The sequence below is a fragment of the Brucella sp. RRSP16 genome, assembly GCF_052246815.1.
In the GTDB taxonomy this organism is placed as follows: Bacteria; Pseudomonadota; Alphaproteobacteria; order Rhizobiales; family Rhizobiaceae; genus Brucella; species Brucella intermedia.
The window spans coordinates 59,132-71,787 of sequence record NZ_JBQQAM010000003.1 but is presented as its reverse complement, the minus strand read 5'-3'; the positions used below and the strand labels follow the sequence as shown (position 1 = coordinate 71,787).

Below are 12,656 nucleotides of genomic sequence, written 5' to 3'. Positions count from 1 at the left end.
CCTTTACTTCGTCACCACTTTCGATTCCGGCTTGAAATCACCCAAAATAGCCCGATCGAAGATGCGGTTCTTCGGTTCGGTAACGCGAAGGCGATAAACATCCGAAAAATCGAGATCACGAGCCACAAAGATGGAGACGACCTCGCCTTGGTGCTTGTTTAGCGTTGGGGGAATATCGACCGACTTCTCGACTGCGATTGCCGCTGCTTGCTGACCGGCGCTCATAGTGTCTTGCGCTTCGACACCGCTATTCTGCAAACGACTGCTGGCGTAGCTGGTTGTGTCGCCCACAATCGACAAAAGCAGCGCACTTCCGAAGCGTTCCCACCAATGCCTATCGACGTGGCCATCGAAACCAGAGCGTCCAAGCGCGTCGGTCGCGGGAGATGCCAGCGTGATGATCACGCCTTCGGGCGTCTTCGCTCTATTCCACAAAACGAGCAATCGTTTCTGGCCGCGCTGAAGCCCTCCGCGGTACTCTCCAAAGACCTGCGTCCCCTTCTTCATCAATACCACCCTGCCATTGTCGGAGAGGACGTCTCTGTCAATGACGCAACTCGTGAAACCTGGTTGATCGGAAGCGAGTGCGGTTTCGAGCACGCAAGGAATGGAGTTTCCCATCGCGACGATGAAATTCCGATTGCCAAGCGTTCCTGCGCGTGCGCCTTCAAGAAGTGTCGGTCGCAATAGACTATCGAACCGTTGCTCATCGTTGCTCACCTGGCCCTGGCTCATCGCGTTGCTATCGAGCGGCAAGAAGTTACCATCTATCGATTGTGCCGGATTGTCACCGGATTGCCGCACTGGTGACTTACCCTGTTCCCGGCTATAGGCCAGAACGGGTGCCCGACGTGCGGAATCGAGCAGCTTGTCTTCTATTTCCGGAACTGGCTCCAACGTGGGTATTGGAAGCACCGTCTTTGGCGCAGGCACAGGCGCAACTGGCTCCACCTTCTCCTTTGCTGGCTCAAAAGCGTTGGTTTGGCGAATGATCACACGCTCAGGGTAGGTGCGTTGATCCTTGTTGTCCTTTCCGGAAGTCGACCATATGGCAAAGGCGATAAACGCCACTACTGCGAGTGCAATTGCGCCGCGTTTGACAGCCGGATTGCTGTCGATGCGCTGATCGGTGATCGTCTCGGTGCGCTCTCCGGGGATACGGGCTTCTTCTTCGTCTGCCATGTTTTCCCCCTTTATTGTTCCGCGGGATCGGATCTCACTACACGTTCTACGGAGGGCGACGTGGTGTTGGTATCCGGATTGATGCCGACGCGGCTGTAGGCTTCGTTGAAGACACACAAAACGTCCTTGCCGCGGCGCAGGATGAACTTACTGCTGATCGCGTGAACCATGACTAGATTGCCGTCGACGGATTTCGACACCAGGCTTTCTGAGCCATCCGGGTTTTCGATATAGATTGCCGGCATTTCCTGGTTGCCCACGAAAGCGAAAGTCGTGATCTTGCCGTTATCGTAGACGCTTTGCGGTTCGAGCGACTGGGACCCCTGCGCCGAATAACGCCAGTTACGAGGCCCATAGGCTTCATGGAGGGCCAGCACATCGTCAGCTTCCTCCGCCTGTGCAGCGCGTGCACGTGCTGCAGCTTGCTGTCGTCGCGCGTTTGCTTCATCTGCGGGATACCGGAATTTCAAATAGAAATAGGTGTTCTGACCAACCTCGACGGTCCCGTCACGCGCGGTCAATTCCATCTGGTAGCTGCGAGTGGAACCGTCGCGTCTGGTCGTTACAACGGAAATGTTGGTGACCGGCTGTTTTTCGCGCGGCTTTAGAAACAGAATATTGCCGGCTGGTGCAACTTCCCAGGCGACACTGTTGCCAAGCGCGACATGGGCGATCTCTTCGTCTGCAGCAAACTCAACCTGAACAGAGGATCGTAACGAACCAACGATCCTGGTGATGTTGAAGGGCTGATAATTGACGAAGCGGACGCGGCTATCCTGCGAGGCACTGTGCGGAATCTCGAGTGCATGCCCCGGAAAGGCGGCTCCTGAAAACAGTGCAGATAAAAGGACTGTCTGTCTTATCAATTGATCGCCTCCGGATCCGAACGATATTCGCTAACCGCAAAGCCAAGCGGGTTCACAAGACGATCCGTGGAGGACATGGGTGCATTGGCGTAGGCATAGGTCAGGCTTGCGATCCAGTGTGTCGTCCGGACTTCGTCACCTCGAGTGACGGTGCGCATATAACGCACGGACGCTACGTTCTGATTTATAAGCGAGATTGAAGCGATCCTGATTTTGGTCGTCGCCGCACGCCCATAGATGACTTGCGGCGAATCCGGATTGCTACCGCGATAGTGGCTCGCAAAGCGATCCTGTTCCGCTTGCGTAGAGAGGAGCGCGACCGTCCTGAAATTTGTCTGTGCCTCACTCCAGACATAACCTTCTCGGGCACGAACATATCTCGCGGCAAAATATTTTGTCACCGCTTCATCGTAAGTCCCGGCGGTCGAAGTCAGCGCCGAAACCACATCGACGATACCGGTCGAATTGTCGACACGAACAACGAAAGGCTCCACCGTTTTCAATGGTGTCAACGCAGCGACTGCAAGGATCGAGACGACCGCAACCAGACTTGCTGCCAACGCGATAGACCAGGCCAATCGGTTCGATCGCTCTATCTGGATCATCCGCTCCTGGTCAAAACGGCGCGCTTTTTCGAAGTAGGATTTGAGGCTTTCAGTCGTAACCATCTCCTCACCCCGCGCAAGAACGATGCGATGCAGCGATATCGAGATGGGCAAACGCCGCAGGTTCTTTGCCCTGCTCAACGTAAGGCAATGCTGACATTGATGATCTTGTATCCTGGCGATGGGGTTTCAGGTTTCGGATTTCATCCCATTCCCACATAGCGCGATTGAGCGGACGGCGGGTCTGGCCATCGCACTTCGGCAAGGGATAGTTCAACGATGCGCAGCCGCCAAGCAATGCGGCCAGCGCAATGGACCAGAAAAATCTGTTCATCGGAAAAGACCTCTTCTTTCGATAAAGTCATGTGTTCGTACCTCTGGGGCCAACCGTTCGGCCCACTAGACGAACAGTGCGTTTAAGGGCGCGCCCGGTACTTCTGGTGCTGCGCGCAAGCATACCCTCATGAGCATCACGCGCCGCGCCGTAACCGTAAGCAAGTGATGCGCCACCCGAAGCGAGGGCGGATGCAATGCCGGGGAGTTGATAGAAGACGTAGAGCGCGGCGATCCCGATTGCGCAAAGGGCAATCGGACGCATGAGGACGTCGGAATAGGCGTTGATGGCAGTAAAGGTGGAATCGATACACGAGATCAGTAACGAACCCACCGCAACGACGAGGACTTGCAGAATGACGAAATTGACGAGTTGGCCGATCCAGGCCTCAGTGAAACGCCGGGTCGACTGAAACAGTGCCAATGCAACGAAGATTGGCCCGATCGCCAGTATGATTGCCAATGCCAGACGCGCATAAAGTGAGACGACATAGCCAATGCCCGCAACCAGAAAGCTCACCGCGATGACCAATATTCCTGCAACGCCTGTAACGATATCGATGGGCCAGGAAGCGCGCGACCAGATGTCGGTGGCGGACGCCTGTCCCTTGTCCAGAAGACTGTCAAAAGTGCTGGAGTCTGGAGCCGTGCCGGAGTTGAGCGCCCCGGCAATTTCATGCGGGAGTACATTAAAGAAAACATTCGTGACGTAGGTCTGGTAATCGCCGGCGTTCTTGACCAGCGTTACGATAATCGCGAGCTTGATCGCCCGAAACACAAATTCGAGGATCGGCTCGCTAACCGAACCCCGCAGTACCAGATAACCATAAAGCACGATGTATAGGGTGACGGCAACGGTCAACGGGCCTGTTATCCATTGTGCGATGTTCGACGTTCCATCCGAAACGAACGTTTCCAGTGGTTGTTTGAACTGCCCGTCGATAAAGTCGAACACCTGATACATCGCATCAATTCCCCAACGTTTCGCGCATCTTGCGCAGCCTTCGTTTTCCGTCGGCCGCTTCGGCGTTCACACAACCTGGCGTGCCGCGCAGATGGCCCGGATCATTGCGGCATTCGGCCAGGATGCGATTGAGCAGCGTCTCGTCCGCCATCAACGTCTCAACGGGAAAGGTTGGATCCTTCTCTTCTGAGCACCCGGTCAGGCAGACAAGGACAGCGATCGAAACAAGCCGTTTCATTGCAATGCAGCCTTCATCGAATCCATACGTTTGCGCCAGTCTTCCGCTTTGCGCTGTTCATCAACCTGTGTCTGCGCGCGTTGCACCATTTGCAGCCCCTCCATTCGGAGCACATCCGTCTGGAGAAAAGCCTGTTCCGCCTGAAGCCGCGCCTGGAGATCAGCGATTTCCTTGGCATCGCCGGCCGAAGATATTCTCTCTCGCAACTCATCGATCCCGTCGATGCGTTTGGTAGCTACGTCGTAGATCTGCTGACCGATACTCATCTGCCCGGCATTACTGTTCTGAATGCGCGATAGCTCCTTTGCGTAGTAATCGTCGGCGTCGGTGCGAAAGTTCGAATTGCCCTCCAGAAACCTTGAGGCAGACTGTCCGATCACGCCTGATCCATCGCCCTTGAACAAGCTTTCAATGGCTGCGAAATCTGGAGGCAGCGCCTTGCGAATGACCGGATCGTTAAGAACGCTGGCAACATCGGCCATGTCGGTCAGTTTGTTGAGCGAACCATAAAGTTGCTGCGCCTGCTCGATCTGCTGATGGAGCGCATCGAGTTGCGATTTCAGTTGCGCGATACTCTCCATGTGCTTGAGGATTGATGTTCTGTCGATGACAGGAATTCCTTCACCACTCGCAGTCCCGGCTGAGAAGATCAGCGCCGCAACAATGGCCACACACCGAATTTTATCCGCAATCATCAGCTTGCACTCCTTCGTTTCTGGAAAAGGGGCATCCAGTTTTCAAGCCCGTCGCCGACTTCACTTCGAATTGCATCTGCAAGTTCGACATTGGCAGTCCGACCGGAAAGAATGGCGAGTTCATCGTCAAAGCCGTTGAGGTTCAATTCGGCGACGACGCTGTTATGACCTTGTTTGAGAACGAAGCGGCGGCTTTCGATGCTGAGTTCGCGTGCGATCAGCTCGTATTCACGTTCTGTCAGTTTGAAACCGTCGACATAGTCGGAATGGCTTCCGCGTGCGTTCGGAAGAAAAATTTTCGTTGGGCACTGCTCTATGATGGTGTGAGCGATCGATGAGTTGATCGCGTCTCGAGGACTTTGCGTCGCAAACAGCATGAGGCCATTTTGCTTGCGGATCGTCTTGAGCTTGTTTTGTGCAAGGTCGAGGAAGGCGACATCCTGTAAAGCCTTCCAGAACTCGTCAATGACGATGACAATGCGCCTACCGTCGATGAGTTGCTCCACGCGGTAGAAAAGATAAGCCATCAAGGGCGAGCGGATTTCCTCATTATCGAGGAAGTCGGTCATGTCATATCCGAGCAGTTTTCCACCAGCCCCAAATTCTGCCAAACCGGTTTCATCATTGGCATTGTCGAAGACCCATCCAAGAGGCCCTTCCTTTTCCCATCGGCGCAGCCGGGCAGCAATGCCCTCGGGGTTCGTATTGTCGAGGAAAGTCCGGAGTGCACCGATCGTACGTTGTGCCACCGGAAGATCCGCTAACCCATCGATGGCGGTGGCAATGTCGCGCAGTTCGGTGACAGACAACTGCCCCACCAGCTTTCCAATCCAGTCTGCGAGGAAGATCTTGTTTTCTGGCGTCAGGTCGAGTGCCTTAAGTGGCGCACAACCGGTGGGCTTCCCGTTTTTAAGCGGATGATAGGTGCCACCAGCAGCTCGGATGTAGAGATCGGCGCCGCGGTCCTTGTCAAAAAAGATCACGTGCGGATCGTGCTTTTCAAGCTGGGACAGCATGAAATTGAGCAACACGGTCTTGCCCGCGCCCGATGGCCCGCAAATGAAAGCGTTGCCAAGATCACCGTAATGGAAATTGAAATAGTATGGCGAACCGGATGCAGTTTTGAGGAGCGCGACGGCAGCGCCCCATTCGTTGTCGTCCTTCTGGCCTCCTGGATAGGAATGGAACGGCGACAATGCTGCGAAATTCCGCGAGCTGATTGCACCGGAGCGCGCGCGATATCTGAAATTGCCGGGGAGTTGAGACCACCACGCAGCTTCAAGACCAAGGTCTTCGCGCGCAACAACAGCACCGCCATTGGTGAGGCTTGCGCGCGCTTTTGCGAGGTGGTCGCTCAGTTCTTTTACTGACGAGGCAAACGCTGCCAGTGTCAGATGATGCTCGCCGAGAACAAAACGGTTGGATTCCAGATCGTCCATGGCGTCGTCGAGCTCTTCGATCTGCGAAGCAGCCTTGTCACTGCTGCTGAGCATCTGGTTTTGCTTGCGCCCCATAATTGTACGGGCGTCGGCCTTGGAGACGAAGGAAAAGGATTGCGACAAAATCAGTTCGAAGGGGCTAATCAGGACAGCATCCAACATGCCCGGCTTCGTGGTAGCGGGGTATTCCTTGAAGCTCAGCATCCCGGTAAAGCGGCTTTCAGCCTCGTGCCGGATTTCGATTGTCTCCCGACCGAAAATAACACGATCAGAATAGATCGCCGAGGCAATGCATCCCTCTGTGAGCGGGACCGGCTCCCTTCGTCCGCCGACGAGTTGATGCAAGACCTCGCACGGTTCGGAAAAAAGCAGGCCATCGGCATCGTATAGCGATAACACTCGCGGCTCGAAGCGTTTCAATCCTGCTGTTATGTCGACCACCTTGTCGCGGAGTTGTTTCAGTGCCTCGTGGTCGAATTCGATATCGCCGTTGCGCGCACGGATGAGACGCGAAAGCAGGTTTGCTGCTTTTTCGGCAGGATCGCGCAGGGGTGACCAGACGACCGTCAGATATAGATCGTTTCGAAAAAGATCTTCGCTCACCATTCGCTGGCGATAATTTTCGTTGAGTTGAGCGGAGAATTTCGCATTAAACCGTCCGTCGGGATAGGTCTTGTCACGCCGACGGATCAGATGGGTCCATAGTGCGAGCCGCTCATCGGAAATGTTCTTGTAGAGCGTGTTTATATCGCGGTGCAGAGCGTTGATATCCAGAACATCTGCGGTTTCGAACGAAACGCCTTCAAGTGCAATCATCACCATGAGCGAACGCGAGTTCAAGGCGATTGTCGTTTCATCGACGTGACGCACGTAAGGAATGAAGGTTTCGGGACCGAGCTCCCGGGACTTGAAGATTGCGGTATCAGGCAAGACCGAGATCCCTTTCGTCGAAGCGGCGGGAGAGTCTGAGCGGCGTGATCGAGCCACCACCCCACAGGGAGGTGTTTCGCGACCGGCCACGCGTCTCGACCCAGGCTACGGCGATACGAAACATGTTGTGATCGTGCCTGACGAGCGCACGGAAGATGCAATGAAAAACCACACCTACGAGCGCATAGACGACAGAACCGGCTGCGAGATAGAAAATCGTCGTTGCGATGACGTTCATGCCCATGGCTTCCATGGTGACACCTGCGAACATGGCAGGTCGGGTACAGGCGATGAACAGTGTATCCTCCTCAAGCACAGGCTTTGAGATCGACATTGCCTCAACTCCCGACAATCGTGCTGACAAGCTCGGAAGAACCGGCAATCACGCCGATTCCGATGATCCAGTAGCCAGCCCGACGGAGGTCCATGTAACCGAACATCCAGGCGACTGCGATCAGTATGACCGCGATGGTCGCGATCAACTTGAAGACATTGCCTGTGAGGAGATCGACGATGTTCTGAAGGATGGACTCGATGCCTGCGGCCTGGGCGAAGGCCGGTTCGACCAGGGTTGCGAAAATTATGGTCGTCATAATGGCGGACGTTGCAATCGAGCGCATACGGTAACCATAGGTCATTTTATTCTTCTCCACGCTGGTTCTGGAAAACGAGGACCGACGACTGACGCCTGGACTTGAAGACATCCCAGGAAGGCGCGGTGGCGTCGGAGGTGGCCTTCCGGCCGAGATTCTCTGCGACAGCGTTTGATGTCGCAGCGGCCCATTCTTCGCGCTGTCCATCTTGACTGCTGCCGACACTCAACGTCGCGCTCGTTGATTTTAGCCGTTCGATCTCACGTTGAACCTGGCTGTCATATTCGGCGGATGAACCGGCAGAGATATCTCCGCCACCGTAAAATGACTGAAGCATGATCTTCCCGGCCTCGGTTTCATCGGCACCGGCCTGGACGGCCCGACGATAGGTGCTGTCAAGCAGTGTCGCGGTCGCTTTCAGATTGAGGCACGGATCGAAAGCTTCGGCGATCGTGAGGTTGAGCCTACTGAGGTCATCAAGACCTAATCCCGCGAGACCAAGCTGAATGTCCTGATGCCCGGCGACCAGGGCAGCGGCGACTTCTATCGCCTCGGCTTTTGAGGCCGGCTGCTGCTTTAAAGGGGGGCCGCTATTGATGCGGATGTTAAATGGTTCGAAACGGCTTTCGAGGCTGACAATACCGGCAAGCGTTTCGGTAGCAACGGACGGCGCGCAATTGTGGGCAAGATCGACAAACCATACGGGCATGACTAGAACCACACCCTCTGCTTGCCGACACCGTCGATCGTAACATCAATGTAGTTAGGTTTTTCGCGAACAAGAGGTCGAGCAGTTTTATGGCCCATACACTGACGGTAGCCTTTTTCGTACTGCCATTTGGCATCAACGAACAGGCTATCGTCATTGCGAAGCTGTTCGCTGCGATGTTTGCACAGGCTGCTGTTTACAGCCTGTGCCGAAGTGGAGACGCAAGACACTACGCGTCTGCGATCAGCGTAAGAAACGGTAAGGCGATAACCGTCATTACAATAATACGGTTCGTAGCGAGGACGTGAGCTCTCAAACCCTGCGCTGCTGCAGGTTGGAAACGACTTGCCTCTGGCAAGCCACCGCCATAGCTTTTGCACCGGTGGACGGCATTGTGCATATTGCGTGGCCCCACCGGGATTGGATAAGCACAAGATAACTTTACAACCCCAGTCATCGGCACGAGCGTTTTGACTGGAACCGAGATATAATGCACCGAGTCCGAAAACTGCGATGGCACCACGAAAGAGAAAGTTGCTCATGCCTCCTATCCTCCTATTGTTGTTGGGCAAGTTGTCAGAACACGTTTCGCCTCAACTCCATTACTATGCAAATAATCGATAGTTAAAAAAATGGCAAGCAATTTAAGCGAACGATGGCAAAACCAGGCGCTGGCTCTTTTTGGCCTTCGGGAAATTCTGGAAAAACCGATTGAAGATGAATCGCCGCAATCGCGTATCAAACAAATCGGGATGCTGAATGTACTGTACATGATGCATCAGGCTCATGAGCCACTAACCCTTTCATCTATAATGAAAATTACCGGATTGACGCGCGGCGGCGTTATCGAAACGGTCGAACAACTGGTGCAACGTGGCATCCTCACCGAGACGCTTGGGCGCAATTCGATGGGTCGGGGAACGGCGAGACAGTTTGAATTCGCACGCAACGTATTCGAGCATATCCGCTCCACCGGCGCAGAGTAATTTAACTTATAATCATATTATAAGTTAAATGAATTTTGGTCCCGACTATCCATTTGAAGGGCCTATCTTTGATTACTCCTGTCGAAGCAAGAGGGAACGGATTTCTCGATGAAGCTCTCAACGCAGGGCAATAGGGGATCGCCAATCGGAACGCTGACAAATCGGAAGGGCTTCCTTTATGTGACCGATGAGCGACAGCCGCTCACAGTGCGTCGATCATCTCACTTGAACGCGCTTCCTTCTCAAAAATCCAGTCAAACCCCACCTGTGGTCCCCTTTTGCTGAGAGTGAGGCCGATAGTGAGGAGAGATCGTATTCCAACGAAAGTAACAAAGTCCGCCGCCTCCACCCGAAGGTGAAGGCCATTTGTGAAGGGTCGCAGAAACGCGTAACCGTCGCCAAAACCGATGACGCTCTCACGACCAATAATGTCGATCGACACAAATTGTGCACTGAATTCGGTGTGTAGAAATTTGCCTGCCTCATCGGGGTTCGAAACGAGGACGAACGCTTCAGCACGGTGTTTATACGTAAGATTTTTCATCATAGGGCCTGAGTTTTTCACGTTCCGACGCACAGAGCACCTTTCTCCATTACGGTCGCTGAACTGCTTGCACCTCTGCAGTCGCCCTCACTAAACCAACATATCGATCAGTTACTGCTGATCGTCATGCAAGTGAGACGTCGCGGAGCGAACGAGACTTGATAACGCGATGGCTATCGAAACCCTTCTGTGCGGAACCGAGGCAGTTGGGGCTAGCCGTTGTCGACCAGGAGCTCTTTGACTGCGCTACAAAAACTCTCGATCTCATCCGCCTGATGGCTGGCGGTGAGAGAGACACGCAATCCTGCTTCTCCCCTGGCTACCGTTGGGAAGAAAATTGCTGAAGCGTAGAATTTATGTTTCAGAAGTTCCTGAGCACACCCAATTGATGTCATTTCATCGCCGATACGGATAATGCGGATCGGCAGCGTGGATCCCGATTGGGCTGTGGGCATCAGTCTGTCAAAAAGTGCGATATTGTCCTGCAACGCGGCTTGTCGTTGCCCAAGCTCTGGAGATCGATGGATTTCAGCTGAAGCCAACGCTGCACCAATAGCTGCTGTATTGAGTGATGCCGAGAATGCGTGTGCAATTGCATAACGGCGAAACAAACTTTCCTGATGGGCGGTTCCCAGCATCAGCAACCCGCCAGATGCTCCAAATCCTTTGCCCAACGATGTGACGATTATGGTTCGGTCTCCCAGGTTATCGAATTGGGATCTCGCATAACCCTGCCCTTCCTTACCGACAATGGATACTCCATGTGCATCGTCAATGTACAAGAACAAGTCGTATTTTTCTTGCAGCTGTTTCAATTCATCGATGCGCGCGCCGCCTCCCATAGAGTACACGCCATCGCAAATGTATGCGACGTTTCGGTTCTTTTTGCAGATGTCCTCGAGTGCTTCATAGTCGTTGTGCGGTATCGTTTGAACGGCGGTTTCATCGGCCATTGTTTTCTTGTGGTAGGCAAGGGTCGCGTGAGCAAACCGATCGAAAACCATCGTTGGCTTTATACCGCCAGTCAGATGACCAGAAGCAACCAATGGAAGTGCGCTCATGTTAGCGGCCAGAACGGTCGTATAGGTAATTGAACGGGCTTCGAAGAGCTGCGAAAGCGCCTCTTCGAGTTCGCCAAGCTGTGCGAAGTTCAGCCTTGTCCGCGCGCAGGACCAATGTAGGCTACCGTTTTGTCGAACTGCTTCAATGGCTCCCCCGACGATACGTGGGTGATTGTCCAGCCCGAGATAGGAACACCGGACGAAATCAATGACATTGTCGTTGCGACCGAGTAACTGGACCTGGCGCCTTTCTCTCGGGACCGCGTAAAGCGCCATAACACCTTGAAGGTGAGCCGCTTCGAAATGAGAGCCTGCAATATCGATCAACTTCGCAGTATTGCGAGTACCCGTTCCAGATAGACGTTGAGATGAATCAAACGGAATTCTTGGCATCACATCCTCCATTGTGGTGCCAGTATGAAAGCTGGAAGAAATATTATTCGCAACAAAGCAGTTAAGAAGAATTATAGTTTATATTAATTACAATATTTACATTATTATCATTCATAAGTTTATTGTGAAAATTCGAACGCATATCCTGTCGTATGTACTGTTCGGATAAGGTTCTTTCCGGTCAATTTCCATAGCTGACGCCTCAGATTGCCGACATGTACGTCCACCGTTCGCAGTTGGACATAGTGATGCGCGGGCCAACCGATCTTGATGATTTGCTCCCGCTTCATTACCTGTCCTGGTGCGGCAATGAACCCTCGCAGAATTCGAAACTCGGTGGGCGTTAACCTTATTTCCAGACTCCCAAGTCTCAGGATTCTTTCGTCTGGCAGGATATTTAGATCGCCGATATGGACACGTTCACGACGATCAGACGTCAGTGTCTTGCGTTCCAGTGGCATGGATTCCCGTTTGTGTAAAAAGGACAGAACCCGCTCGGGCACGAATGGATGAGGGAAAATTTCGTCAAATCCAGCCTGTAAAAAATCAAGAAAATTCGTCGAATTACAGGGTTTAGTCAGCGCTACGAGAATTATATCTCTGGTGGCGGGGTTTTGTTTGATGGTAGCACAGACATCAAAAATGGGCTCCGTGTTCTCGCTTGTATCAAACAATATCGCATATGGAATTGCTTCCGTTGCGAAGTTCGATGAAGCTTGCAGGTCCATGAGGCTTGGCACGTAACCGCCGACACTGAGAATGTGACTTAGTATGAGGTAGCTCTGTGGGTTCTCTGTGCAGATCGGTACGTTGAGATTCACGATCAATCTTCTCCGATGAGATAAATGTTGCGACAAAGTTTTTACAAGTGCGATAAATTTTAATAAAAATTGCACATTGGTCAACCAAAATAAGTTTGAAAGTCTATTATCGAGAGTTATTATCATATTTTTGTTACATCAAAATTCGGATCGAGTATATTGCACGGCATGCGTCCTTGGCTACGAGTCCGCCGACTACCGGGTCATCTAACCTTTAAGGTTACGCTCCACAGGTGCTTGTAACTCGGGAGATGTTTCCAGCACCGCTGGAGCTTCACGTTTGCGGTCAGTTCAGCA

The 12,656-nt window shown here is 53.1% G+C and carries 16 protein-coding genes; 1 reads left to right on the top strand and 15 read right to left on the bottom strand.

All coding sequences use genetic code 11. The annotated features are described in order from the left end of the window. Positions 1-3: 3 nt before the first annotated feature. The 12 genes from virB10 to ACS5UA_RS05835 are packed head-to-tail and all read right to left on the bottom strand — an operon-like array spanning position 4 to position 9,096. Positions 4-1,182, bottom strand: coding sequence for a type IV secretion system protein VirB10 (gene virB10, locus ACS5UA_RS05890; protein ID WP_112700869.1), 1,179 nt, complete (start codon positions 1,180-1,182; stop codon positions 4-6). 11 nt (positions 1,183-1,193) lie between these two features. Continuing rightward, the gene (gene virB9 / locus ACS5UA_RS05885) at positions 1,194-2,048 is read right to left on the bottom strand and encodes a P-type conjugative transfer protein VirB9 (protein ID WP_006468255.1); all 855 of its coding nucleotides are present in this window, start codon (positions 2,046-2,048) and stop codon (positions 1,194-1,196) included. After that, positions 2,045-2,716: a virB8 family protein gene (locus ACS5UA_RS05880; protein WP_006468254.1), complete on the bottom strand. Its 672-nt coding sequence runs from the start codon at positions 2,714-2,716 to the stop codon at positions 2,045-2,047. Before ACS5UA_RS05880 ends, virB9 begins: the two co-directional genes overlap by 4 nt. A 4-nt stretch (positions 2,717-2,720) precedes the next feature. Then, on the bottom strand, positions 2,721-2,987 hold the full coding sequence (locus tag ACS5UA_RS05875; protein WP_063881586.1) for a hypothetical protein: 267 nt from the start codon (positions 2,985-2,987) through the stop codon (positions 2,721-2,723). 27 nt (positions 2,988-3,014) lie between these two features. Continuing rightward, positions 3,015-3,950 (bottom strand): type IV secretion system protein, encoded by a 936-nt coding sequence (locus ACS5UA_RS05870; RefSeq protein WP_006468252.1) that lies wholly within the window; start codon positions 3,948-3,950, stop codon positions 3,015-3,017. Between the two features lie 4 nt (positions 3,951-3,954). Further along, complete coding sequence (locus ACS5UA_RS05865; RefSeq protein ID WP_006468251.1) at positions 3,955-4,188, bottom strand: EexN family lipoprotein; 234 nt, start codon at positions 4,186-4,188, stop codon at positions 3,955-3,957. After that, the gene (gene virB5 / locus ACS5UA_RS05860; protein ID WP_006468250.1) at positions 4,185-4,883 is read right to left on the bottom strand and encodes a P-type DNA transfer protein VirB5; all 699 of its coding nucleotides are present in this window, start codon (positions 4,881-4,883) and stop codon (positions 4,185-4,187) included. The genes ACS5UA_RS05865 and virB5 overlap by 4 nt, the downstream gene beginning before the upstream one ends. Continuing rightward, entirely contained in the window at positions 4,883-7,252 is a 2,370-nt protein-coding gene (locus ACS5UA_RS05855) for a VirB4 family type IV secretion/conjugal transfer ATPase (RefSeq protein WP_443101229.1), read from the bottom strand. The genes virB5 and ACS5UA_RS05855 overlap by 1 nt, the downstream gene beginning before the upstream one ends. Beyond that, on the bottom strand, positions 7,245-7,586 hold the full coding sequence (locus ACS5UA_RS05850; protein WP_006468248.1) for a type IV secretion system protein VirB3: 342 nt from the start codon (positions 7,584-7,586) through the stop codon (positions 7,245-7,247). The genes ACS5UA_RS05855 and ACS5UA_RS05850 overlap by 8 nt, the downstream gene beginning before the upstream one ends. 4 nt (positions 7,587-7,590) lie before the next feature. Then, positions 7,591-7,890 carry a TrbC/VirB2 family protein gene (locus ACS5UA_RS05845; RefSeq protein ID WP_112700871.1) on the bottom strand — a complete coding sequence of 100 codons (300 nt, stop codon included), beginning with the start codon at positions 7,888-7,890 and terminating at the stop codon, positions 7,591-7,593. Between the two features lies 1 nt (position 7,891). Next, positions 7,892-8,554, bottom strand: a complete 663-nt coding sequence (locus tag ACS5UA_RS05840; protein WP_006472032.1) for a lytic transglycosylase domain-containing protein — start codon at positions 8,552-8,554, stop codon at positions 7,892-7,894. A 2-nt stretch (positions 8,555-8,556) separates the two neighbouring features. Then, positions 8,557-9,096: a hypothetical protein gene (locus ACS5UA_RS05835; protein ID WP_164874698.1), complete on the bottom strand. Its 540-nt coding sequence runs from the start codon at positions 9,094-9,096 to the stop codon at positions 8,557-8,559. A gap of 90 nt (positions 9,097-9,186) precedes the next feature. Here ACS5UA_RS05835 and ACS5UA_RS05830 point away from each other — a divergent pair, with 90 nt between their 5' ends. Next, positions 9,187-9,540, top strand: a complete 354-nt coding sequence (locus ACS5UA_RS05830; protein ID WP_006468244.1) for a hypothetical protein — start codon at positions 9,187-9,189, stop codon at positions 9,538-9,540. Positions 9,541-9,742: 202 nt separating this feature from the next. On the opposite strand, the gene ACS5UA_RS05825 is transcribed toward ACS5UA_RS05830, so the two are convergent. The 3 genes from ACS5UA_RS05825 to ACS5UA_RS05815 all read right to left on the bottom strand — a co-directional run bounded on the left by ACS5UA_RS05825 (position 9,743) and on the right by ACS5UA_RS05815 (position 12,359). Continuing rightward, positions 9,743-10,084: a hypothetical protein gene (locus tag ACS5UA_RS05825; RefSeq protein ID WP_176074287.1), complete on the bottom strand. Its 342-nt coding sequence runs from the start codon at positions 10,082-10,084 to the stop codon at positions 9,743-9,745. Positions 10,085-10,296: 212 nt separating this feature from the next. After that, the gene (locus ACS5UA_RS05820; protein ID WP_006472030.1) at positions 10,297-11,538 is read right to left on the bottom strand and encodes an 8-amino-7-oxononanoate synthase family protein; all 1,242 of its coding nucleotides are present in this window, start codon (positions 11,536-11,538) and stop codon (positions 10,297-10,299) included. Between the two features lie 119 nt (positions 11,539-11,657). After that, the gene (locus tag ACS5UA_RS05815) at positions 11,658-12,359 is read right to left on the bottom strand and encodes a winged helix-turn-helix domain-containing protein (RefSeq protein ID WP_443101228.1); all 702 of its coding nucleotides are present in this window, start codon (positions 12,357-12,359) and stop codon (positions 11,658-11,660) included. Positions 12,360-12,656: the final 297 nt, after the last annotated feature.